Source organism: Stutzerimonas kunmingensis (genome assembly GCF_021432085.1).
Lineage (GTDB): Bacteria > Pseudomonadota > Gammaproteobacteria > Pseudomonadales > Pseudomonadaceae > Stutzerimonas.
This window is the reverse complement of the sequence record NZ_CP090366.1, coordinates 1,597,264-1,619,818: the sequence shown is the minus strand read 5'-3', so window position 1 is coordinate 1,619,818 and position 22,555 is coordinate 1,597,264. Positions and strand designations below refer to the sequence as shown.

25 protein-coding genes, 1 pseudogene and 1 riboswitch are annotated in these 22,555 nt (G+C 63.6%); of the genes and pseudogenes, 8 read left to right on the top strand and 18 right to left on the bottom strand.

From position 1 onward, the window contains the following. Positions 1-49: 49 nt before the first annotated feature. From cobO to btuB, 3 genes are read right to left on the bottom strand one after another with little or no spacing between them, the layout of a single operon-like run. The gene (gene cobO / locus LW136_RS07660; RefSeq protein WP_041013440.1) at positions 50-661 is read right to left on the bottom strand and encodes a cob(I)yrinic acid a,c-diamide adenosyltransferase; all 612 of its coding nucleotides are present in this window, start codon (positions 659-661) and stop codon (positions 50-52) included. Continuing rightward, complete coding sequence (locus tag LW136_RS07655) at positions 658-1,227, bottom strand: hypothetical protein (RefSeq protein ID WP_234174878.1); 570 nt, start codon at positions 1,225-1,227, stop codon at positions 658-660. The genes cobO and LW136_RS07655 overlap by 4 nt, the downstream gene beginning before the upstream one ends. A gap of 46 nt (positions 1,228-1,273) precedes the next feature. Then, a complete protein-coding gene (btuB, locus tag LW136_RS07650) occupies positions 1,274-3,139 on the bottom strand; it encodes a TonB-dependent vitamin B12 receptor (protein WP_234174877.1) in 1,866 nt (621 codons plus the stop codon). 117 nt (positions 3,140-3,256) lie between these two features. Beyond that, positions 3,257-3,473, bottom strand: a riboswitch (cobalamin riboswitch). 145 nt (positions 3,474-3,618) lie between these two features. On the opposite strand from btuB, the gene LW136_RS07645 reads away from it, so the two are divergent. Then, on the top strand, positions 3,619-4,422 hold the full coding sequence (locus LW136_RS07645; RefSeq protein ID WP_179484583.1) for a metallophosphoesterase family protein: 804 nt from the start codon (positions 3,619-3,621) through the stop codon (positions 4,420-4,422). Positions 4,423-4,446: 24 nt separating this feature from the next. On the opposite strand, the gene nhaD is transcribed toward LW136_RS07645, so the two are convergent. The 14 genes and pseudogenes from nhaD to ttcA all read right to left on the bottom strand — a co-directional run bounded on the left by nhaD (position 4,447) and on the right by ttcA (position 15,273). Next, on the bottom strand, positions 4,447-5,700 hold the full coding sequence (gene nhaD, locus LW136_RS07640; protein ID WP_102821408.1) for a sodium:proton antiporter NhaD: 1,254 nt from the start codon (positions 5,698-5,700) through the stop codon (positions 4,447-4,449). A gap of 192 nt (positions 5,701-5,892) precedes the next feature. Next, on the bottom strand, positions 5,893-6,420 hold the full coding sequence (locus LW136_RS07635; protein ID WP_046619930.1) for a C40 family peptidase: 528 nt from the start codon (positions 6,418-6,420) through the stop codon (positions 5,893-5,895). Between the two features lie 76 nt (positions 6,421-6,496). Further along, positions 6,497-7,129 carry a C40 family peptidase gene (locus LW136_RS07630; RefSeq protein WP_234174876.1) on the bottom strand — a complete coding sequence of 211 codons (633 nt, stop codon included), beginning with the start codon at positions 7,127-7,129 and terminating at the stop codon, positions 6,497-6,499. 67 nt (positions 7,130-7,196) lie between these two features. Next, a complete protein-coding gene (locus LW136_RS07625) occupies positions 7,197-7,961 on the bottom strand; it encodes an NAD-dependent deacylase (RefSeq protein WP_234174875.1) in 765 nt (254 codons plus the stop codon). A gap of 122 nt (positions 7,962-8,083) precedes the next feature. Then, on the bottom strand, positions 8,084-8,380 hold the full coding sequence (locus LW136_RS07620) for a cyd operon YbgE family protein (protein WP_003297955.1): 297 nt from the start codon (positions 8,378-8,380) through the stop codon (positions 8,084-8,086). After that, on the bottom strand, positions 8,377-8,481 hold the full coding sequence (gene cydX, locus LW136_RS07615) for a cytochrome bd-I oxidase subunit CydX (protein WP_003297956.1): 105 nt from the start codon (positions 8,479-8,481) through the stop codon (positions 8,377-8,379). The genes LW136_RS07620 and cydX overlap by 4 nt, the downstream gene beginning before the upstream one ends. Before the next feature lie 45 nt (positions 8,482-8,526). Continuing rightward, positions 8,527-9,669, bottom strand: coding sequence for a cytochrome d ubiquinol oxidase subunit II (gene cydB / locus LW136_RS07610; RefSeq protein WP_234174874.1), 1,143 nt, complete (start codon positions 9,667-9,669; stop codon positions 8,527-8,529). A 12-nt stretch (positions 9,670-9,681) separates the two neighbouring features. Further along, positions 9,682-10,617: pseudogene (locus LW136_RS07605) on the bottom strand (cytochrome ubiquinol oxidase subunit I); the annotation flags it as partial. Positions 10,618-10,812: 195 nt separating this feature from the next. After that, a complete protein-coding gene (locus LW136_RS07600; RefSeq protein WP_234174873.1) occupies positions 10,813-11,367 on the bottom strand; it encodes a putative natural product biosynthesis protein in 555 nt (184 codons plus the stop codon). Positions 11,368-11,473: 106 nt separating this feature from the next. Beyond that, entirely contained in the window at positions 11,474-11,842 is a 369-nt protein-coding gene (locus LW136_RS07595) for a DUF2946 domain-containing protein (RefSeq protein ID WP_234174872.1), read from the bottom strand. Between the two features lie 58 nt (positions 11,843-11,900). Then, positions 11,901-12,572 (bottom strand): DNA-3-methyladenine glycosylase I, encoded by a 672-nt coding sequence (locus LW136_RS07590; protein WP_041013432.1) that lies wholly within the window; start codon positions 12,570-12,572, stop codon positions 11,901-11,903. A gap of 307 nt (positions 12,573-12,879) precedes the next feature. Next, positions 12,880-13,956 carry a 3-deoxy-7-phosphoheptulonate synthase gene (locus LW136_RS07585; protein WP_058064118.1) on the bottom strand — a complete coding sequence of 359 codons (1,077 nt, stop codon included), beginning with the start codon at positions 13,954-13,956 and terminating at the stop codon, positions 12,880-12,882. Between the two features lie 265 nt (positions 13,957-14,221). Next, the gene (locus LW136_RS22755; protein WP_023443854.1) at positions 14,222-14,350 is read right to left on the bottom strand and encodes a hypothetical protein; all 129 of its coding nucleotides are present in this window, start codon (positions 14,348-14,350) and stop codon (positions 14,222-14,224) included. Between the two features lie 98 nt (positions 14,351-14,448). Continuing rightward, the gene (gene ttcA / locus LW136_RS07580) at positions 14,449-15,273 is read right to left on the bottom strand and encodes a tRNA 2-thiocytidine(32) synthetase TtcA (RefSeq protein ID WP_003298008.1); all 825 of its coding nucleotides are present in this window, start codon (positions 15,271-15,273) and stop codon (positions 14,449-14,451) included. 134 nt (positions 15,274-15,407) lie between these two features. Here ttcA and LW136_RS07575 point away from each other — a divergent pair, with 134 nt between their 5' ends. From LW136_RS07575 to LW136_RS07560, 4 genes are all read left to right on the top strand, one after another. After that, positions 15,408-16,001, top strand: coding sequence for a DNA-J related domain-containing protein (locus tag LW136_RS07575; RefSeq protein ID WP_045666697.1), 594 nt, complete (start codon positions 15,408-15,410; stop codon positions 15,999-16,001). Between the two features lie 138 nt (positions 16,002-16,139). Further along, complete coding sequence (locus tag LW136_RS07570; RefSeq protein ID WP_023443856.1) at positions 16,140-16,739, top strand: Yip1 family protein; 600 nt, start codon at positions 16,140-16,142, stop codon at positions 16,737-16,739. A gap of 174 nt (positions 16,740-16,913) precedes the next feature. Further along, positions 16,914-17,615: a Yip1 family protein gene (locus LW136_RS07565; RefSeq protein ID WP_234174871.1), complete on the top strand. Its 702-nt coding sequence runs from the start codon at positions 16,914-16,916 to the stop codon at positions 17,613-17,615. Between the two features lie 61 nt (positions 17,616-17,676). Beyond that, positions 17,677-18,171 carry a SprT family zinc-dependent metalloprotease gene (locus LW136_RS07560; RefSeq protein WP_234174870.1) on the top strand — a complete coding sequence of 165 codons (495 nt, stop codon included), beginning with the start codon at positions 17,677-17,679 and terminating at the stop codon, positions 18,169-18,171. A gap of 12 nt (positions 18,172-18,183) precedes the next feature. Here the strand turns inward: LW136_RS07560 and LW136_RS07555 are convergent, their stop codons facing one another. Next, complete coding sequence (locus LW136_RS07555; RefSeq protein WP_234174869.1) at positions 18,184-19,362, bottom strand: MFS transporter; 1,179 nt, start codon at positions 19,360-19,362, stop codon at positions 18,184-18,186. Between the two features lie 192 nt (positions 19,363-19,554). Here LW136_RS07555 and napE point away from each other — a divergent pair, with 192 nt between their 5' ends. From napE to napA, 3 genes are read left to right on the top strand one after another with little or no spacing between them, the layout of a single operon-like run. After that, the gene (napE, locus tag LW136_RS07550) at positions 19,555-19,734 is read left to right on the top strand and encodes a periplasmic nitrate reductase, NapE protein (RefSeq protein ID WP_014819702.1); all 180 of its coding nucleotides are present in this window, start codon (positions 19,555-19,557) and stop codon (positions 19,732-19,734) included. Between the two features lie 58 nt (positions 19,735-19,792). Further along, complete coding sequence (locus tag LW136_RS07545) at positions 19,793-20,047, top strand: chaperone NapD (RefSeq protein ID WP_234174868.1); 255 nt, start codon at positions 19,793-19,795, stop codon at positions 20,045-20,047. Next, positions 20,047-22,551, top strand: coding sequence for a nitrate reductase catalytic subunit NapA (gene napA, locus LW136_RS07540; RefSeq protein ID WP_234174867.1), 2,505 nt, complete (start codon positions 20,047-20,049; stop codon positions 22,549-22,551). Before LW136_RS07545 ends, napA begins: the two co-directional genes overlap by 1 nt. The last annotated feature ends 4 nt before the right edge of the window (positions 22,552-22,555 follow it).

Here is a 22,555-nt window from a genome sequence, read left to right as displayed (position 1 = left end):
GACGTCATCCACCCTACGCAACGGTCCGTGAATGTCTTGAGCGCAGGCATCAAAATTCGACGCCTTTCTGCGCTTTCACGCCGGCCTTGAACGCGTGCTTGATCAGGCCCATCTCGGTGACGGTATCCGCCACCTCGACCAGACCCGTCGGCGCGCCGCGACCGGTGACTACCACGTGCTGCAACAACGGCCGCGACTCGATGTCGGCAAGCACCGGCGCGAGCTCCAGGTAGCCGTACTTCAGGGCGATGTTCAGTTCGTCGAGCACCACCAGGCCGATCTCGGGATCGGCCAGCAGCTCGGCTGCGACCGCCCAGGCTTCGCGGGCCTTGGCGATGTCGCGCTGGCGATCCTGGGTTTCCCAGGTGAAGCCCTCACCCATCACGTGGTAGCGGACCTCGTCTGGAAAGCGCCGGAAGAACGCCTCCTCGCCGGTGCTGGCCGCGCCCTTGATGAACTGCACCACGCCGACCTTGATGCCATGGCCGAGGGCACGCGCGACCATGCCGAAGGCGGAACTGCTCTTGCCCTTGCCGTTGCCGGTGTGCACCAGCAGCAGGCCGTACTCGTCCTGCGCCTCGGCGATCTTCTCGTCGATCAGCGCCTTCTTGCGCTGCATGCGCGCCTTGTGGCGATCATCGCGCTCACTGGACTCGCTCATGCGCGGGCCTCGCCGCGCTGGGCGTTCCAGGCGCGCAGGCCAATGAACAACAGCGCCGCAACGCCAACATACAGCGCGAGGGTCGACAGGTAACGCGGGTAATAGGTGGCGATTCGGTCGACCAGCAGCATCAGGCTCGGCTCGGGGTAGCGCCCGGAGAAATAGAGGAAGCCGCCGCCGGAGAACAGGTAGCAGACGAAGGCGCTGGCCATCACGCACAGCGCCAGGGTCGCCAGGCTGCTGAACTGGTCACGATGCAGACGGGCGTACAGGCGGCCGCCCAGCCACAGCGAACCGTAAGCCGGCACCAGCATCCAGTACGCCGGCGACATGCACCAGTCGCTGACCCCGGCCCACTGGATGGCGGCGAAATCCAGCAGCGAAGCCTCGAGAAACAGTGCCGGAAACACCCACTTCGGCCGCACCAGCACGCCGGCGAGGAAGAACACCGCCCAGGACGCGCTCGGCAGGTTGACGCTGGCGAAGTGCTGTCCGCGGGTCATGGCCAGCAGCGCGGCAAGCGCGAGGCCGACCAGCAGCTGGTATCTCGGGGCAAGCTTGATCATTGCAGTCTCCTTCTGTGGGCGCGGGCGACATGCCCGCGCCGCGGTCTTACAGCGCCTGGTAGCGCACGCTCAGGTAAGCCGCCTGGCCGGGCTGGTTGTAGCCCTCGGCGGTCTCAAAGTCGGCGTCCAGCAGGTTGGCGACGCGCGCCTGCAGCCGCCACTCCGGGGTGATGCGGTATTCGCCACGCAGGTCGAGGGTGGCGTAGCCGGACAGCTCGCGGGTGTTGGCCAGGTCGTCGTAACGCTGCCCTTCGGCGTGCAGGCTGGCGCCAATGCTGAAGGCACCGAGCCGGCGGTCGACGTCAAGGTTGAATAGCTGCTTGGCCCGGCGCGCCAGCTCGTTGCCGCGGTTGGCCCCGGCGGAGCGGTTCTCCGGCTCCAGCAGGCTGTAGTTGGCGTTCCAGTCCCAACCGAACAATTGGCTGCCGAGCACCAGCTCGACCCCGCGGATACGCGCTTCCTGCACGTTGGCCGGCGCGGAAATGCTGGCGTCATAGGCGATGAGGTCATCGACCACGGTGCGATAGGCATTCACCGCCCAGTGGCCCCAGCCATGCTGCCCGGCAAGGCCGACTTCGAGGCTCTCGGAGGTTTCCGCATCCAGCTCGGGATTGCCGTAGTCGGGGAAATACAGCTCGTTGAAGGTCGGCGCCTTGAATGCCGTGCCATAGCTGATGGTGCCGCGCAACCAGTCGGTCAGCGCATAGCCGTAGCCGATGTTGCCGGTGTCGTGCTGGCCGAACTGCTCGTTGTCGTCACGTCGCAGCGACAACTGCCAGTCATGGCGGCCGAGCTCGCCCAGGTACTGAGCGAAGTAGCCGTCGTTGTCCCGGGAATCCTCGGCATACGGCGTAGTGCCGTTGACCTCGTCGCGCTGGTGATCGGCACCCAGAATCAGCGTATGCCCCGCAGTCAGCTCAATATCGTTCTGCCAGCTGAGCGTGTCGCGACGGCTGTCGAAGCGTGAATAGAACTGCCCGTCCTGATAGGCATCGGATTTGTCTTCGCTGCGCCCGGCCTGCAGCGTCACCAGCCAGGGTTCCAGCGGACTGAAGCGCGCACGGGTGCCGAAGACCCTCGACTCACCATCGGCATTGGCGCCGAAGCCAATATTGCGTTTGAGTTTCTTGCTGTAGGAAACCTGGTCGTAGTCGTTATGGGATCTGGCCTGCAGCAGGTTGGCGTCCAGCTCCAGGCCGTTGTCGAAGCGGTATCCGGCGGCAAGCGTGGCGGACAGGTTGCGATACCCATCGGCATCGTCCTCATAGCCGCTGGTGCCCGTCGACTTGACGTTGATGCCGTCGGTGTCCGAGCCGCTGACGCCCAGGCTGTACCAGCCACGACCGTCACCACCGGAAACGCCGGCGCTGCCCGTGTAGCTGTCATGGGTGCCGTAACCGGCCGAGAAGAACGGCTTGACGCCCTGCCCCTGGCCCTTGCGGGTGAAGATCTGGATCACCCCGCCGATGGCCTCCGAGCCGTACAGGCTGGAGCGCGGACCGCGGACCACCTCGATGCGCTCGATCAGCTCCAGCGGCAGATCCTGCAGGGCCGCGCCGCCGCCCGAGACCGAGCCGATCTTGATGCCGTCGATCATCACCAGCACGTGATCGGATTCGGTGCCGCGCATAAACAGCGAGGTGGACTTGCCGGGCCCGCCGTTGTTGGCCAGCGATACGCCAGGCACCTGCTTGAGCAGCTCGGGCAGCGAACTGGCCTGGCTGCGTTCGATCCGCTCGCGGTCGATCACGGTCACCGCGGCCAGGCTCTGCTGAGCCGTCTGCGCGGTGCGGGTGGCGGTCACCACCTGTTGCTGGAGATCCAGCGGGGCTGCGGCCAGTTGGCCGATGGAAAAGGGAAAACTGCCGAGCAGCACATAGGCCGCTGGCTTGAAACGGGGCTTGCAAGTCAAGGTACAGGTCTCCGTCGTGCCCACCCGCACGACTGAAAGTCGACGAAGACAGACGAGGAACCGCAAAAGGAAGGGAATACCGCGAGGGATATGCACCCGCCCAGCGCCCGCCGCACTGTCAGTGAAATGCGACAGGCCGGTCTCCGGGCTTGCGAGCGTATGCCTTGCGGCGTCCCGAAACCGCGCCTTCCCATGCGTTGAGCACAGTGGCCGTTGCGGTTTCTCGACTCGCCTACCGTTGCGGGGGCAGCGCCGGAATCTTCGTGAGAATGGACCGGCTTCCCTGTTTCACCCCTCCTTTGACAAGGGGGGCACCTGAGGCGACGCGGAGGTTAGTCCAAGGCCGGGCTTGGCGCAACCGCGGGGTTGTCGCAGCGCCCTGCAATTTCCGCTTGCATCTCGGCGTTCGGAACGGCGGACGCCAAAAGGCTTCGAATGCAACAATGCCAGCAATCAGCCAGGACCCATATCCGACGCCCATGACCAGCATCGTGCAGATTTCCGACACCCATTTCGGTACCGAACAGCCTTCCGTGGTCCAGGCTCTGGAGGATCATGTACGCGAACACCGGGCCGACCTGCTGGTGTTCTCCGGCGACATCACGCAACGCGCCCGTCGCGGACAGTTCGCCAGTGCCGCCGCTTTCGTGCGCCGCGTGCAGGCCAATGGCGTCGGCGAGACGCTGGTGATTCCGGGCAATCACGACATCCCGCTGTACAACCTCTTCGCCCGCCTGTTCACGCCATACGGCAACTACCGGCGACACTTCGGCGATGAGCTGGAGCCGGTATTCGAGAACGACGACATGCTGGTGATCGGGCTCAATACCACCCATCCGCGCCGGCACAAGGACGGCGTGGTGACGGGGCGACAAGTGGAGCGGGTGGCGCAGCGGCTGGCCGATGGCAACCCGCACAAGATTCGCATCGTGGTGGCCCACCAGCCATTCGGCGCGATGGTGCCGAGCGATCTGAGCAACCTGCAGCACGGCGCCGAACCCGCGCTGCAGCGCTGGGCCGAGCACGGGCTGGACCTGGTCATGGGCGGGCACATCCATCTGCCCTACGTGCTGCCGTTGTCCAAGCAGTACAGCGGTCTCGCGCGAGAGATCTGGATGGTGCAGGCCGGCACCACGCTCTCGACCCGCCTGCGTGGCACCTCGCCAAACTCCTTCAACCGGCTGAAGCTGCACCCCGGCGAACAGAAGAAGGTCTGCGTCGAACGCTGGGACCTGCTCGACGGTCGCTTCGTGCTGGGTTCGCACTTCAACCTGAGCTGGTGACCCGCGCTCGCACGCGAAGCGCGGTCAGCCCACCGACAGGCCGACCAGATAAACACCGGCGAAGCCGATGTTGAAGGCGATGAACAGGTAGAGCATGTAGCGCAGGTAGCTGCCGAAGGTCAGCCCCGGCACCTTGCTCATGGCGACGATGCCCGACGCCGAACCGATCACCAGCAGCGAGCCGCCAACACCGACCGCATAGGTCAGCACCATCCATTCGGCGACACCCATTTCCAGCCCGGATTTCAGCAGCGCTGCAGTCAGCGGCACGTTGTCGATGGCCGCCGACATCAGGCCCATCAGGTAGTTGGCCATCACTGCCGGTACCTGGTCATAGATGTGCACCAGCCCGTCGAGAACGCGAATCTCCTTGAGCATGCCTACCAGCAGGAGGATGCCGAGGAAGAAGAACAGCGTTTCGAACTCCACCTGGCGCACGTATTCGAGAATCGGATCGGAGTCGTTGTCGTCGCTGAAGAAGCGCGCAACCAGGAACATCACCGAGAGGCCGGCAAGGAAGGTCAGCACCGGCGGGATCTGGAACAGGAAGTTGCCGACAATGGTGCTGAGGATGGTGCACAGGAAGATCAGTGCAATCGCCACGTCGACACCGCGCACATCGTTGCGCTGGCCCTGCACCGCCACCTCGCCCTTCATGCCGATCGACAGCATGGCGGCCAGCACCATCACCGCGACGAATGCCGGCACGGCCAGTGCCAGCAGCTGGAGGATCGCCACCTTGCCGGCGAGGAAGATCATCAGCGTGGTGACGTCACCGGTAATCAGCGCGACCCCACCGGAGTTGACGGAGAAAACCACCAAGGTAGCGAACTTGATGGTCTTCGCCCGATCCAGCTGCAGCGAGAGAATCAGGGTGATGGAGACCAGCGTCGCGGTGATGTTGTCGGCGAGCGACGAGAACACGAAGCAAAAGGTCGCTGTGAGGAACAGCAGCGCGCGCTCACTGATCCGCTTGGGCAACACCAGATAGATCAGGTTCTCGATCATGCCCTTCTTGTTCAGGTAGGCAACGAAGGTCATGGCCGCCACCAGGAAGATCCACAATCCGGCGATCTCGGCGATGTTCTCGTTGAGGCTTTCCAGCACGGTTTCGCGCGCCTCGCCTACCGGTGTGAAGATGAACAAGAGCAGCCAGGCCAGGGTGCCGAAGAACAGCGTCACCTTGGCCTTGTTCACGTGGGTAATTTCTTCGAGCACGACGCCAAGCAGCGCCGCGACCGCCAGTGCAATCAGCACGTACGTCAGCAATTCAGGCATATTTCACCTAATGGGAAGTGGGGAAAAAGGGGCTGTGCGCGACCGAACGACGCACGGGGAGGAATTGGGGATGCGCATGATAGCCAAAGCGCCAGCCGAGCGAAATCACCGCATGTCAAACGGAGAATGTTTCAGCATGTGAGTACGACTAAAGACAGGACGTCTACGACGGGGGTTCTATGCGGATGACGCTCAGGGGTTGCGGGCCAGTTGCTCCTGGTCGAGCACGCGCTTGGCGCCCAGATAACTCTTCTGCCAGTAGCCGGCGGTAAGACTGTCCAGGCGTACCGTACCGCCAGAAGACGGCGCGTGAACGAAGCGGTCTTCGCCAACGTAGATGCCCGCGTGGCTGACCCGGCGCCCACCGCTGGTAGCGAAGAACACCAGATCACCGGGCTGCAATGCGTCGCGCCGTACGGAGGGGCCGCGCAGATTGCTCATGGCCTGAGTGGTGCGAGGGAGCCGGATGCCGGCTGCGCCGTGGTAGACGTAGCCGATCAGGCCACTGCAGTCGAAACCGCTATCCGGCGTATTGCCGCCCCAGCGATAAGGCGTGCCGACCAGACCAATCGCACTGAACAGCACGTCTTCAGCGGCGCCAGGCACAGGCTGTTGGTGGACCCTGGGTGTCTGCACGACCGGCGGCGTGGGTGCCTTTCCGGCACAGGCGGTCAGCAGCACAGTCAGAACAACGAGCGTGAGACGAGCCGGATAGTGCATGGCAGAGCGGTCCAGGCCAATGAGCCATCACTCTGCCGGCATGCGCGGGAAGACGCAACCCCCGCAGGTCGCGGGATCAGTGCTGGGCTGTGTGCGGAACCAGATCGGACGCCAGGGCCAGCACGCGTTTTGCTTCCATGTAGCTGGCGCGCCAGTAACGGTCATCCAGGCTGTCGATGCGCACTCCACCGCTGCGGCTGCTGGAGGCGTGGATGAACTGGTCATCGCCGATGTAGATGCCGGCGTGGCTGACCCGGCCACGGCCACGGTTGTTGAAGAACACCACGTCACCGGGTTCCAGCTCGTTGCGCTTGACCACCGGTGCGTCGAGGTTGATCAGCTCGCGAGTGGAGCGCGGCAGCTCGAGACCTGCCTCCTTGCGGAACAGGAAGCCGACGAAGCCGCTGCAGTCGAAACCGCTCTTCACCGAGCTGCCACCGTAGCGATACGGGGTACCGACCAGGGTGAAGCCGCGCTCGAGAATGCTGTCAGCCAGCTGCGGCAGCTGGTAGTCGTGCTCATCGGTAAGCTCTGCCAGCGACTGCTCTTCGCTCTTTTCGAGCGCGTCGAAGTCGAATCCGGCCAGGGGATGGTGTTGCGACAGACGAGGCGCGTCGGCTTGCTGCTCGGTCTGTACAGGCTGGCCGGCGCAGGCGGTCAGCAGGGCGATGAGTGCGAGAGGCACGAGGGGTGCGAAGCGTTGGCGCATGGGCACAGCCGTGTCGGTGATTTCAAAGTGCCGGCGACTATGCCCGCTATCGCTTCGATGATCAAATTCAATCGGACGAAATGTGACGAACCAGCTGCGACAAAACGTCTGCGGCCCTTCCTTGCAGAAGTACGTCCGTCAGCGGACTGATTTCGGTGGCTTGCAGGTTCACCTCGACGACCGAGCCGCCGGCCTGACGCACCCGCCATACCGGCTCGAGGATGTAGCCGAAGCTCGCCGTGGTTCCAACCACCAGCACGGCGTCGAAGCCGAGCTGCACCTGTTGCTGCAATGCAGTCAGGGCGGAGTCCGGCAGCATCTCCTCGAACAGCACCACGGCAGGACGCAACACCCCGTCGCAAGTCAGGCAGCGCGGCGGCAATGGCTGATCCAGCAGCGAAGGCAGTGGACGTTCATCGACCTTGCCGCAGCCCATGCACGACAGCGGCGATAGCTGACCGTGAATCTCGATCAAGCGATCGGGCGGACTGCCGGCTCGGCGGTGGAAGCCATCGATGTTCTGCGTGAGCACCCAGGCGCCGGGTTTGCGCCGCTGCAGCTCGGCGATGGCGAAGTGGCCGGCATTGGGTTCGGCCTGCAGGCAGGCCCGCCCAATTTCGGCCAGGTACTTCCAGCACAATGCCGGATCACGCCGCAGCGTCGGCCCGGATAGCGCCACCTCGATCGGCAGGCCGTCTTCGGTTTCGCCGTTGTAGAGGCCGCCGAGGCCACGGTAGGTGGGCAACCCGGAGTCGGCCGACAGCCCGGCCCCGGTGATGATCAGAATGCGTTCGGCGCCGCTCAGCGCCTGGGCGGCCTTGTCGATATCCATGAATGTCGCGAACCCGTTTCGGTGGCACTCCCCCGATCGTGCGGGGAACCGATGGCCGCGTCGCGACCACGGCCATCAGCCTACGAATCGCCGCGCCTGACTGCAAAGGCATTCGCCCCCGCTCAGCCCAGCTGGGCCTGGAACAGCACCGCGTAGCCCAAAGCACACAACAGCCAGGCCGGCAGCGGGCCGAGCAGCCAGCGCCAGCCCCACCATTGCGGCACGAAGCCGACGCCATGCACGAAGCCGGCGGAAATACCCCACATCACCAGCATCAGCTGCGGGTGACTGTAGCCCCCCTGCCCGTCCAGCATCGCCGCCGGATGGATCAGCAGGACCAGCGCCAGCGGCGCGGCCAGCACTAGAGAAAGTACGCGACCGAACGCGCCGTAGCAGCGCCCCTGCGCGCGACTGCTCACGGCTCGGCGTCCAGGTCCTGAGTGGCTTCCAGCCACAGCGCATTGATGATGCCGAAGCTGCTGGCCAGCAGCACGCCGAGAATCCAGGTGAAGTACCACATAGTCGTCTCTCCTTGGCGGGCGGGCACGGCGGCCCGCCCGCGCGGTCAGTACAGCCCGTGGGGGTTGGCTTCGATGGTTTTCTGGGTGAGCCGGCCCCACATGCGCACGTAGCTCCACAGCGTGTAGCAGAGGATCAGCGGCACGAAGATGCAGGCCACAACGAACATGATGCCCAGCGTCTTCTGACTTGAGACCGCATCCCAGATGGTCAGGCTCGAGGCCGGATCGAGGCTCGACGGGAAGACGAAGGGAAACAGCGCAAAGCCCGCGGTACAGATGCTGCCGACGATCATCAGACTGGTTCCGACGAAGCTCACCCCGCCGCTGTTGCGACTGGAACCGAGCAGCGCCAGCAACGCCCCGAGGATGCCCGCGGCCGGCGCGATCAAGGTGACCGGATAGCGGCTGTAGTTGGCCAGCCAGCCGATATTGTCCTGGGCCACCTGCTTGTCCAGCAGCGGATTGAGCGCGGCGCCCGGATCGCTGACCGACAGCTGGCTGAAGCCCTGAATGCCCAGCACCAGCCAGACACCCGCCGCGACGAAGCCGAACACGAACACCAGCACGCACAGGCGCGTGGCCTGCCGCGAGCGCTCAGCCAGCGCGCCGTCGGTGCGCAGCATCAGCCAGGCGCCACCGTGGGCGCTGAGCATGCTCAGGCTGACGATGCCGCAGAGCAGCGCGAACGGGGTGAGCAGCGCGAAGAACGAGCCCTGGTAGGTCGAGCGCATCAGCTCGTCCAGCTGGAACGGCAGGCCGAGGAACAGGTTGCCGAAGGCCACGCCGAACACCAGCGCCGGCACCGCGCCGCCGACGAACAGCGCCCAGTCCCAGGCGCTGCGCCAGCGCTGGTCTTCCACCTTGCTGCGATAGTCGAAGCCCACCGGGCGGCAGAACAGCGCGAACAGGACCAGCAGCATCGCCCAGTACAGGCCGGAAAATGCCACCGCATAGACCATCGGCCAGGCAGCGAACAGCGCACCACCGGCGGTGATGAACCACACCTGGTTGCCATCCCAGTGTGGCGCGATGGTGTTGATCGCCACGCGTCGCTCGTTGTCGGTCTTGCCGACGAAGGGCATCAGTGCCATGGCGCCCATGTCGAAGCCATCGGTCAGGGCGAAGCCAATCAGCAACACGCCGATCAGCACCCACCAGATGAGCTTGAGCACTTCGTAATCGAACATCTCGTATCTCCCTCAGACGCTGCCAGGTTGGGAAGACAGGCCGCTCGGCTGCGCCGACGCCACCCGTGCTTCACGTACGTCCCGTTCGAAGTGATAACGACCGGTGTGCAGACTGCTCGGCCCAAGCCGTGCGAAGCGGATCATCAGGAACATCTCGATCACCAGCAGCAGGCTGTAGAAGGCCACCAGGGCGATCAGCGAGCCCCAGATATCGCCGGCCGCCAGCGTCGATGTGGACAGATGGGTCGGCAGTACCTCGGCGATCGACCATGGCTGACGGCCATGCTCGGCGACGTACCAGCCGGTCTGCGCGGCAATCCACGGCAGCGGCAGGCTGAACAGCGCAAACTTGGGCAGCCAGGGCTTGGTCTCGGCATTGCGCTTGATCGATGCCCAGCTCGCCAGGGCAAACAGCAGCAACATCAGGAAGCCGGCGGCGACCATCACGCGGAAGGTCCAGAACAGGCTGAACACATTGGGGATGGTGTCCAGCGCGGCGAGTTTGATCTGCTCCTCGCTGGCATCAACCACATCGGCGGTGTACTTCTTCAGCAGCAGCCCGTAGCCCAAGTCCTGCTTGACCTCATTGAACGCGGCGATGGCTTCGGCCGACTTGTCGCCGCTACGCAGCACCTGCAGTCGCTCGTAGGCGAGCATGCCGTTGCGGATGCGCAGCTCATGCTCGGCGACCAGCTGCTTGATGCCCTTGATCTCCTCATCCAGCGAGCGCGTGGCGATCAGTCCCAGTGCGTAGGGGATCTTCACTTCGTAATCGGTGCGCATCTCCTGCTGATTGGGCAGGCCGAACAGGGTGAAGCCGGCCGGCGCCGGATGGGTGTCCCACTCGGCCTCGATGGCCGCCAGCTTGACCTTCTGCACGTCACCAATCTCGTAGCCGGATTCGTCGCCAAGAATGATCACCGAGATCGTCGACGCCAGGCCGAACACCCCGTGGAAGCTGCTCTGGTTCGAGGCAGACAAAGTGTCCGGCGCACCCTGCAAGCGGACAACTGCGACAGCCTGCCCCACCCACTCGCGACAATCTGTGCCAGAGCGGCGCTGCGCTCCAAACAAGCAGTGACACCGGCGAGCGACGCCGGGTCAGGCGCGACGCGATCGCCACGCTGCGGCGCCCTGTCGCAGTCATGGCACACGCAGCCACCGGCGAAATCCATTGCCGGCCGTGCTCGAGAGCGGGCTCCAGGCGAAGTGCCAGGGCGCCGGCGGCAGCTCCTCCGCCTCGGCGGCGAGCGGGCGGCCGCCCTGGCGCACCCGTGGCTTCCAGTCGAATACATGCTCGCTGTCGCCTCGCCAGCCGAGCACGATGCCGATTGCTGGGCTGTCATCGCTGGCGACCCAACGCGCTGCGGCGGCGAGCATCATGGCCTCGATATGCTCCGGCTCGACCAGCTCGCGGTAGTCGGAGGCTAGCAACCAGCGGCAGACGCCGAGGTGGAAGGTCCAGTCCAGCGCCAGCTGGCAGCCATAGGCCCAGGTCATGAACTGACGAAAGATCTCCAGTCCCTCTGGCGGGTCAAGCTTGAGCAGCCGCGGGCAGACATCGAACAGCGCATGCCAGTACGGCAGCAACTTGGCATCCAGATGCACGAAGCTGCGGGCGTTGCTGGGGTAGTCGGGAAAAGGCAGCCGATAGCTCACGCGGCTATCGGCGCGGGTGAATCGTTCCATCATGGTCATGGTGAAATCCCCTGAGTCGACTGGGCCGTCGGAAGGCTCCGACAGGTAGCCGTCTCGTCCGCTGCTACCGGGCGGAAGGACGGCGAATCACGTCAATCAGGAAATCTCAGGGCGCGCGCGGATTCAGTGCCGGCCAGTGGTGGCGCGGGCCATGACGCTCAATCGGCGGTAGCGGAGTCGCGCCTGTCGTGCGCCGCCCCAGCCAGGCCAAGGCGAACAGTGCGAAGATGGCGAGGAAAACCGAACTGCACAGCGGGCAGTCGAGGGCATGCTGCGACAGGTCATGTAAATTGGAGGGAAGCGCGCCGAGGCCTACGCCGCCATCATCGCCGGTGACGCAGAACGCGTCCTGCCCCATGGCCAGCCCGAAGCCCACATGGGTGGCGTGGTTCAGACTGCAGACAAATGCATTGAGCAGGATGCAGGTGAAGAGCACCCATACGATCTGCGCACGCTTGTCTTTGACGATGGTCATGTTTCGACTTTACACCGCACGCCTCTGGACGACCCTGCGCCAAACCGTCGCAGCGGCCTCAGTGGTTGACGGTGAACGCCAGCATCGCCGAGAGCTGACACAGCGGACGGCCACTCTCGCTCTGCCACTGATTGAACGCAGCCTGCACCGCAGCCTGGTCACGCTGGCTGCTCGGCACCTTGTCGACGATTTCCTGCGCCTTGAGCGCGGCTACTACGTCATTGCTGGGGACGAAGGTGTCCTTGCCGGCCATGCGCAACAGGCGCGGCGCCGACAGGCCACCGAGCTGGCTGCCGTGCCTGGTCAGGTAGCGCCACAGGCCGACGATGTCGCTGCTCGGCCAATCGGCCAGCAGGTTGCCGAAGCTGCCCCTTTCCTTGGCCACGTCGAGCACGAACTGCGCGTTGCGTGGCACGCTCTTGAGCTTGCCGAGATGACGGATCAGTCGGGTGTCCTGCATCAGTCGCTCGATGTGCTCGCCGCCCATCAGCACGACTTTCTCCGGGTCGAAACCGAAGAAGGCCTGCTCGAAGGCCGGCCACTTGGCATCCACCAGGCTGTGCTTGAGGCCGGCGCGGAAGATGCGCAGGCTGATCAGCGAGAGGTAGCGGTCATCCGAAACGCTGCGCAGTTGGTCGGCGCTGTGGGGCTGCGGCAAGCGGGCCTCCAATGCCGCGGCCGAGCCGAAGCGATTGAGACAATATTCGTGCAGCCATTTGTAGTCATGCATGGTTCAGATCCGATGGTGACGGCAGCGGCACAGGGTGCCGATGACGAGCCGGCCTCGCAAGTCCGCCGCCGACGACGCGGCAGAGCGGCAGCGGTCGGGTGGCGTTCGCGCAGGCTGGTCTGGACGAATATTCGCGGGCAAGCCCGCTTCCGCTGTGAAGCCGGCGCAAGCCGGGTGGCACCGCTTGGTACGCGTCCCATTGCCCTGACACCAGGCGCAGACGGTGGACAATCTTCACGTTGTCCACCCTACGAGCAGAACGTCGTTTGCGTGCGAGCCGGCTCAGACGTGCAGCGGGCTCTCGGTATCAGCCGCGCAGCCGCTGCGCCGCCTGACGCAGCATCTGCTCGGTCGCCGTCCAACCCAGGCAGCCGTCGGTGATCGACACGCCGTAGCGCAGCTCGCCGGACAGCGGCTGGCAACCATCGAACAGATGGCTCTCCAGCATGACGCCACGCAGGCTCATGTCGCCAGCCAGGCGCTGCTCGATCACCGACTCCAGCACCGCGGGCTGGCGCAGTGGGTCCTTGCCACTGTTGGCGTGGCTGCAATCGACCATGATGCGCGGAGCGATCCCCTGCTTTTCCAGCGCGCGACGGGCAGTAGCGACACTGGCCGCGTCGTAGTTGGGTGCGCCGTGGCCGCCGCGCAGGACCAGATGGGTATCCGGATTGCCGTGCGTCTGCAGCAGTGCCGGATGGCCGAGATCGTCGATGCCGAAGTGCTGGTGTGGATGTTCCGCTGAACGCATGGCGTCGCAAGCGATGCCCAGGCCGCCATCGGTGCCATTCTTGAAGCCCACCGGCAGGTCCAGCCCGCTGACCAGCTCGCGATGGATCTGCGACTCGCTGGTGCGCGCGCCAATCGCGGCCCAGCCGAGGAGATCGTCGAAGTACCCGGCAGCCAGCGGCTGCAGTAGTTCGGTGGCAATCGGCAGACCGGTTTCGAGAATATCCAGCATCAGGCGGCGCGACAGGTGCAGCCCCTCAGCCATGTTGCCACTGCCGTCCAGATGCGGGTCGTAGACCAGGCCTTTCCAGCCGACGGTGGTACGCGGTTTTTCCACATAGGCGCGCATCACCAGCAGCAGCTGATCGCTGACGTCAGGCGCAAGCGCGGCGAGACGCTCGGCGTACTCCAGCGCGGCGACAGGATCGTGCAGGGAACAGGGCCCAACGACGACCAGCAGGCGCGGATCACGACTGTCGAGCACGGCGCGGATGGCGTTGCGGTCGTTATGGATGCGTGCGGCAAGGGCGTCGTTCAAAGGCAGACGCTGGCGCAATACCGCGGGGCTGGGCAGCGGCTGCGCGCTGCGGCGGGCGACGCTGGCCTCGGCGGTGGCGACGGGTTGTTGGGCAAGTACGGTGGCGGATGCATTCATGATCTGGCGGTTCCTTCTGCCGGCGCGGGTGGTCCGCGGCGGCGCTAGTCGGGTGTTCGTTCGCGTGCTTTGTGTTCGGCGTCGAAGCGGCTAAATCGCCAGTCGTAGCGGTAATAACGGTCGGTGCGGTAAGTGGTCATGGCGTGTTCCTCGTTGCGTTGGGCCATCGCGTGGCCGAAAAAACAAAACCCCCGGTCGGGTGGCCGACCGGGGGTTCGAAAACTGCTCTGGTGGCGACCCTGCTTGCTAGGGCGCCTGTGGGGTATCAGGCGCGCCTGCGGCTAAACCAATACCCAAAGTAATAACCAGCGGCTGCAACCTGCTGCCCACGAACGACCACGGCGCGAATGGCACCGGCATCGACAACGTTCAGGGCTACAGGGTTCAGGGACATGCTGATCTCCAGAAGATGGCCGAACCATACTCTGCCGGGACTGCGGCTTTCAACCGGCACGGCAAAAGAAAGTGGCTGGCTCGGCCGGGTGTGCCCGATTACAGGCTCATCACATCGACGAAGCGCGGCGTGGCGCTGTCGTCGATACGCAGGCTCTTGAAATCGAACAGGTTGCGGTCGGCCAGCTGCGAAGGCACCACGTTCTGCAGCGCGCGGAACATGATCTCGGTGCGCCCTGGCGACTTGCGCTCCCACTCCTGCAGCATTTCCTTGACCACCTGGCGCTGCAGATTTTCCTGCGAACCACAGAGGTTGCACGGGATGATCGGAAATTCCTTCATCTGCGAGTACGCCTCGATGTCCGCCTCGTTGCAGTAGGCCAGCGGGCGAATCACCACGTTGCGTCCATCGTCGGAGAGCAGCTTGGGCGGCATGGCCTTCAGCGTGCCGCCATAGAACATGTTGAGGAAGAAGGTCTCCAAGATGTCGTCGCGATGATGCCCGAGCGCCATCTTGGTCGCGCCGATCTCGTCGGCGAAGGTGTACAGCGTGCCGCGGCGCAGACGAGAGCACAGCGAGCAGGTGGTCTTGCCTTCCGGAATCTTCTCCTTCACCACCGAGTAGGTGTCCTTCTCGATGATGTGGTACTCGACGCCGATGGACTTCAGGTATTCGGGAAGGACATGCTCGGGAAAGCCGGGCTGCTTCTGGTCCATGTTCACGGCAACGATCTCGAACTTGATCGGCGCGACCTTCTGCAGATAGAGCAGCACATCGAGCATGGTGTAGCTGTCCTTGCCGCCGGACAGGCAGACCATGACCTTGTCGCCGTCCTCGATCATATTGAAGTCGGTGACGGCCTCGCCGGCCAGGCGGCGCAGGCGCTTCTGCAGTTTGTTCTGGTTGACCGAGAGGTTGCCCATGTCAGGTGTCCGGGTGAGATGCGAAAGGCGCGCATTTTACGCGCAAAGCAAGCCTGACCGCAGCCCGTTCGCCGCCTGCTCCGATGTGAACCAGCACTGAATGAACACCCGCAGTGCTGTGCTAGTCTCGCCCGATGGACGACCTCTCCCCCGCACTGGATCTGCCAGACCACCTGCTCGTACTGCTGCAGGAAAAACCCGAAGGCTGCAGCGAGTACGAGCTGATTCAACAGCTCAAGCGCCGGCATAGCACGCATGTGCCCAACCTGCCGCTGACAGACAAGCTGGTGCTGTTCCGCACGCATTTTCTGGTGTTCAACGCGCTTTATCTGCTGCGCGACCGACTCTGGGCCGAGGGCAGCGGCCATCTGCAGATCAGCCCCTTACACGTCCAGTTGCTGCCATATGCCGGCGCCAACGCCGGCCTCGCCGAGCAGGACGCCCTGCGCGCGTATTACCTGGATCTCTCCAACTTGCGGGATACCGACGAAGACGATGTCGAACGCCTGCTGGCGAGCTTCTGGACGCGCATGCAGGGCAGCGACGAGAAACGCGCGGCACTCGAACTGTTCGAACTGGACCGCGCCTCACAGCCCCTCACCCTGGAGCTGATCAAGCGCCGCTACCGTCAGCTGGTCGGCCTGCACCATCCTGATCGAGGTGGCAGTACGCAGCGCCTGCAGTCAATCAATCTGGCGATGGAAATACTCGAGCGCTATTACCGCTGACGACATAGCTTCGAAACGCTCTAACTCCGCTGATGCATTGCCGATTGGCATTTCTATACTGCGACGTAAGGTCGCACGCGCCGTCCTCGATGACGACCGCCAGGCGAGGCGACCTCCATAAACTGAGGAGACGCTGGCATGATCAATCACGTTTGGGGTTTGTTCACCCACCCCGGTCAGGAGTGGAACGAAATCCGCGGCGAGGAAGAAACCGTCAGCCACATGTACCTCACGCATGTGCTGCTGCTCGCTGCGATACCGGCGGTATCGGCCTACATCGGCGCGACCCAGGTGGGCTGGAGCATCGGCGGTGGAGAGCCGGTCAAGCTGACCCAGGCCAGTTGCATGCAGCTGGCGATACTTTCCTACTTCGCCATGCTGGCCGGCGTCGCCGTGATGGGCGGCTTCATTCACTGGATGGCACGTACCTACGACGCTACCCCAACCCTTACCCAATGCATCGTTTTCGCCGCCTATACCGCAACGCCGCTGTTCATCGGCGGGCTGGCGGGTCTCTATCCGCACCTCTGGCTCGGCATGCTGGTGGGGACCGCGGCAGTCTGCTACACGGCCTATCTGCTCTACGTGGGGCTGCCTAAGTTCATGAACATCCACGAAGACGAGGGATTCATGTTCTCCAGTTCGGTACTTGCGGTCGGCCTCGTAGTGCTGGTGGCGATCATTGCCCTGTCGGTCATAACCTGGGGCATGGGCATCGGCCCGGTCTACGTCCGCTAACAAATCCCACCTCAAAAGGCCGCCTGTGGGCGGCCTTTTCGTATGCCCGCGCATCATCCCGCGACGAATCGTCTGGGCCGATAAGGGAAACCCTCACCGCATCTGCCGTTCTAAAGCGATAACGCCGCTGCAACAGCATTCCTGAGCGGCCCTCAAGGCAGACGGAGACTCGGTATGATCCCGCACTTTGTAACACTGCTCACCCGCCCGGATCGGGCGTGGGCGGACATTCGCCGCGACGAAGAAAAGAACAGCTCCAACTACCTTGTCCATCTGCTGCTCTGGGCATTGCTGCCGGCGGTTTGCATGTTCATCGGCACACGTTATGTAGGCTGGAGCCTGGTAGAAGACGAACGGATCTGGCTCGATACCCGCAGTGCCTTCCAGCTCAGCGCGCTGATCTACATCACCATCGTCGCCGGCACCTTCGTCATGGGGTTCTTCCTGCGCTGGATGTCGCGCTCCTTCGATGCACGCCCGACTTTCAATCAATGCGTGGGCTTCATCGCCTATGTCATTACACCGTTCTTCCTAGCCGGACTGGGTGCGCTCTACCCGTCGCGCTGGCTGGCCATCCTGGTTCTGGTGGCGGCCGGGGCATACTCGACCTATCTGCTGTTCGTCGGCCTGCCGACGTTCATGCGCATCGATAACCGCAACACCTTTCTGTATGGCGCCTGCACCTGGGGCGTCGGCCTGCTGGTGCTGGTGAACCTGAAGGTGCCGATGATCTTGTTCTGGATGCTCGCGCTCGACCCGACCTACGAGCGCAATACCCCACAGAACCAGAGCTATGGCTTCGAGGAGAATCGCCCGCAGGAAGAACCGGGCGGCATGGACAACGAAAGGCGCTTCAACGAACGCCCGAACGAGTGACCAACGAAGCTGTTCGGCCAGGAGCGGTTTGGCATAATGCGGCGCTTGCAGGAGTACCCCAATGCCCGAGCGCCTCAATGCCCGCGTCGAAGCCTGTTACGAGCTGGCCGAGCAGTTTTTCAAGCATCGCTTCACCCGCCCCCAGGTAAGCCTCAAGCTGCGCGGGCAGAAAGCTGGTGTGGCGCATTTGCAGGAAAATCTCCTGCGCTTCAATGAGCAGCTCTATCGGGAAAATGCTGAGCACTTTCTGCGCCAGACCGTCGCCCATGAGGTCGCGCACTTGATCGCCCATCAGATGTTCGGCTCACGGATTCAGCCTCACGGCGAGGAATGGCAGCTGATCATGCGTGGCGTGTACGAGCTGCCGCCGGATCGCTGCCACACCTATGCGATTCGTCGCCGGTCCGTTACCCGGTATGTCTATCGCTGCAGCTGCGTGGATCAGGATTTCGCTTTCACGCCCCAACGCCATGCGCTGGTGGCGAAGGGGCGCCGTTATTACTGCCGTCGCTGCAAGACCACCCTCGCCTTTAGCGGCGAGCAACGCATCGAATGACGCCAGCGCCTGCTAGAGCGCCCTCGCCCGCCAACCGGCAATGACGAACAACGCCGCCAGCAACGCCATCAACGGCAACCAGCCCGCGTGATCCCAGACATAACCGGCGCCATAGCCAACCACACTCGATCCCAGATAGTAGGCACACAGGTACAGCGCCGATGCCTGCGCTCGAGCACCCTTGGCCTGGCTGCCGACCTGCCCGCTGGCCACGGCATGCGCGGCGAAGAAGCCGAGGGTGAACAATCCGAGACCGAGCACGAGGCTGACCAGCCACGACGTCGCGCATAGCCCCACACCAATCAGCATCAGAGCGACCCCACCGCGCAGCACCTGCCGCGCACCGAAGCGCGGCACCAGACGCCCGGCCCAGCCGGCGCTGAAAATCCCGCCGAGATAGACGACGAACAGCAGGCCGATGAGCGTCGAGGACAAGCCGAACGGCTCGCCTGCCAGGCGGAAGCCAATGTAGTTGAACAGCGCGACGAAGCCGCCCATCAGCAGAAAGCCCTGCAGGAACAGTCCACGTAGCACCGGATTGCCCAGATGCAGCCGGAAGTTCGTCAGCAGAATGCGCAGCGAGAGCGGTTGCGCCGTGAAATGTCGCGACGGCGGCAACAGCCAGACGAACGCCACCAACGCCAGCAGTCCCAGCGAGGCAATGCCACCGAGCGCCAGCTGCCAGCCACCCAGGTCACTCAGCAGGCCGGAAAGCAGACGCCCGAGCATCCCACCCAGCGCCGTGCCGCCGATATACAGGCCCATTGCGGCAGGCAGCGACTCGGGCTCGAACTCCTCGCCGACGTAAGCCATCGCCAGTGCCGGCAATCCACTGAGTGCCAGCCCGAGTAGCGCGCGCAGCGCCAGCAATAGTTGCCAGGAATCGACCAGTACGCTGGCCAGCCCGAGCAGGCTGGCCAGACCGAGCGCCGCGGCCATCACCGGCTTGCGCCCCCAGCTTTCGGCAAGCGCACCCGAGATCAGCAGACAGACGGCGAGCGACAGCGTCGTCAGCGACAACGCCAGACTGCTGCTGGCAGCCGATACCGAGAAATGCGCGGCGAGCATGGGCAGCAACGGCTGAATGCAATACAGCAATGCGAACGTGGCGAAGCCAGCGCAGAAGAGTGCAAACGTGGCGCGCCGGTAGGCTGGCGTGCCTCTTGAGAGGTGTGCGTGTTCGGCGATCATCGGCGCCCTCGACTCATGCGCTGACCTGAGAAAAAGCCGCGCAGGCTAGCACGGCTGTTTGCTCTGCCGCTTGCCGGACAGAAAAGCGGTCCGCTGATCGGCCTAACCCCAAGCCACTGCAGAGAACCGAAACGAACATTGCCCTATGCTGGTCTGTGACTAGACTCCCTATATGCCAGTCGGAGTAAAACAATGACAGTAACGCCGAATGACACCCGCCCCGCGGATACCTCGATCAAGCGGGACGAAACCCGCCTCTTCATATTCCTGATCGTCTTCCTGTTTCCCATCCTCAGCGTCGCGCTGGTCAGTGGTTACGGTTTCATCGTCTGGATCGTGCAGATGATCTTCGGGCCGCCAGGTCCGGCTTAAGCCGCCCTGCCGATCTAATCGGGCCTGCGCCCTGCTGCCAACGGAAACGGAATCACTGATGGGACACCCTCTGCATATCGCCAGCCTGCTGGTGCACTGCCGCCCCGAATGGCTGGCCGCGGTAAAAGCCAACCTGCAACTGTTACCCGGCCTGGAAACGCACCAGGAGAATGCCAGCGGCAAGCTGGTGGTGGTGCTGGAAGCCGAGCACGAATCACGCATCCTTGCCTCGATCGACCATATCCAGCAATTGCCCGGCGTGCTCAATGCCGCATTGATCTATCACGAAGAACTCCTCGAAGGAGACGCCTGATGAGCCTTACCCGACGCCAGTTCGCCAAAGCCAACGCTGCGGCCATCGCCGCAACCGTGGCCGGCATGCCGATCGCTTCCAGCGCAAGCAACCTGATTACCGAAGCGGACGCCACCAATCTGAAATGGGACAAGGCCCCCTGCCGCTTCTGCGGCACCGGCTGCGGCGTCATGGTGGCGACTCGAGAGGGCCGCGTCGTCGCCACCCATGGCGACGTCAAGGCGGAAGTGAACCGCGGCATCAACTGCGTCAAGGGCTACTTCCTGTCGAAGATCATGTACGGCTCGGATCGCCTGACCCAACCGCTGCTACGCATGAAGGACGGCAAGTTCGACAAGCAGGGCGAGTTCCAGCCCGTCAGCTGGGAACAGGCCTTCGACATCATGGAGGAAAAGTACAAGGCGGCGCTCAAGCAGGGCGGCCCGGAAGCCATCGGCATGTTCGGCTCGGGGCAGTGGACGATCTGGGAAGGCTACGCGGCGAACAAGCTGATGAAGGCCGGTTTCCGCTCGAACAACATCGACCCCAATGCACGTCACTGCATGGCCTCGGCAGCGTTTGGTTTCATGCGCACCTTTGGCATGGACGAACCCATGGGCTGCTATGAGGACATCGAAGCGGCCGACGCGTTCGTGCTCTGGGGCTCGAACATGGCTGAGATGCACCCGGTGCTCTGGACCCGCGTGACCGATCGCCGTCTAAGCGCGCCGCACGTCAAGGTGGCGGTCATGTCGACGTTCGAGCATCGCAGCTTCGAGCTGGCCGACATCCCGATGATCTTCAATCCGCAGACCGACCTGGTGATCCTCAACTACATCGCCAACCACATCATCCAGAGTGGTGCGATGAACAAGGACTTCGTCGAGAAGCACACCAAGTTCGCCAAGGGAGCGACCAACATCGGCTACGGCCTGCGACCGACCGACCCGCGGGAGCTCAAGGCAGAGAACGCGGCGGTGGCCAATACCTGGAGCGATATCAGCTTCGAGGACTACGCCGAGTTCCTGAAAACCTACACCCTGGAATACGCCACCAAGGAATCCGGCGTTCCGGCCGAGCGACTGCAGGCGCTTGCCGAGCTTTATGCCGACCCGAAAGTCAAGGTGATGTCGTTCTGGACCATGGGCTTCAACCAGCACACCCGCGGTGTCTGGGCGAACAACATGATCTACAACATCCACCTGCTCACCGGAAAGATAAGCGAGCCGGGTAACAGCCCGTTCTCCCTGACCGGACAGCCGTCCGCCTGTGGCACGGCCCGGGAAGTCGGCACCTTCTCCCACCGCCTACCGGCGGACATGGCAGTCGCCAATCCAAAGCATCGGGCCATCACAGAAAAAATCTGGAAGCTGCCCGAAGGCACCATTCAGGAAAAGCCGGGCTTTCACGCCGTCGAGCAGAGCCGCAAGCTCAAGGACGGGGTACTGAAGGTCTACTGGACGCAGGTGACCAACAACATGCAGGCCGGCCCCAACGTCATGCAGGAGATCCTGCCGGGCTGGCGCAATCCGGAAACATTCATCATCGTCTCGGACGTCTACCCCACCGTTTCAGCCCAGGCGGCCGACCTCATCCTGCCCAGCGCAATGTGGGTGGAGAAGGAAGGCGCCTACGGTAACGCCGAGCGACGCACCCAGTTCTGGCACCAGCTGGTCAAAGCACCTGGCGATGCACGCTCGGACCTCTGGCAGCTAGTCGAGTTTTCCAAGCGCTTCAACGTCGACGAGGTATGGCCGGCCGAGCTGCTGAGCAAGTCACCGGAACTCAAGGGCAAGACCCTGTACGACGTACTGTTCAAGAATGGTCAGGTCGATCGCTTCCCCAACGAGGAAATTGCCGAGGGCTATGTAAATCAGGAGGCCGAGGCATTCGGCTTCTATCTACAGAAGGGTCTGTTCGAGGAATACGCCGAATTCGGTCGCGGTCATGGACACGATCTGGCGCCCTTCGACACCTACCACGAAACCCGCGGTTTACGCTGGCCGGTGGTGGATGGCAAGGAAACCCAGTGGCGCTACCGCGAGGGCTACGACCCTTATGTCAAAGCCGGCAGCGATGTGCAGTTCTACGGCTACGGCGACAAGAAGGCGATCATCTTCGCCCTGCCCTACGACGTGCCTGCCGAAGTCCCGGACGAGGATTACCCCTTCTGGCTCAGTACCGGACGGGTGCTCGAGCACTGGCACACCGGAAGCATGACGCAGCGGGTCGATGAGCTGCACAAGGCCGTGCCCGACGCACTCGTCTACATGCATCCGGAGGACGCCCGCAAGCTCAACGCGCGCCGTGGCAGCGTGGTGAAAGTCATCAGCAGGCGCGGTGAGATGCAGGCACGGGTGGAGACACGGGGGCGCAACAAGCCGCCGATGGGATTGATCTTCGTGCCGTTCTTCGACGCCAACAAGCTAATCAACAAAGTCACCCTCGACGCCACCGACCCGATCTCCAAGCAGACCGATTACAAGAAATGCGCCGTGAAGATCGAAGTGGTCAGCATCGCCTGAGGAG